Origin of the sequence: Lactobacillus rodentium, from assembly GCF_003423665.1 — a bacterium.
GTDB lineage: Bacteria > Bacillota > Bacilli > Lactobacillales > Lactobacillaceae > Lactobacillus > Lactobacillus rodentium.
Genome location: NZ_BFBY01000039.1, coordinates 1 through 304, shown reverse-complemented (window position 1 = coordinate 304; position 304 = coordinate 1). Strand labels below are relative to the sequence as shown.

The 304-nt window shown below is 53.3% G+C and carries 1 rRNA gene; it reads right to left on the bottom strand.

The annotated features are described in order from the left end of the window. Window positions 1-304: ribosomal RNA gene (locus LrDSM24759_RS07670) — 16S ribosomal RNA — on the bottom strand; the annotation flags it as partial.

Genomic DNA, 304 nt, shown 5'->3' with positions numbered 1-304 from the left:
CTTAATGATGGCAACTAATAACAAGGGTTGCGCTCGTTGCGGGACTTAACCCAACATCTCACGACACGAGCTGACGACATCCATGCACCACCTGTCTCAGCGTCCCCGAAGGGAACTCCTAATCTCTTAGGATTGCACTGGATGTCAAGACCTGGTAAGGTTCTTCGCGTTGCTTCGAATTAAACCACATGCTCCACCGCTTGTGCGGGCCCCCGTCAATTCCTTTGAGTTTCAACCTTGCGGTCGTACTCCCCAGGCGGAGTGCTTAATGCGTTAGCTGCAGCACTGAGAGGCGGAAACCTCC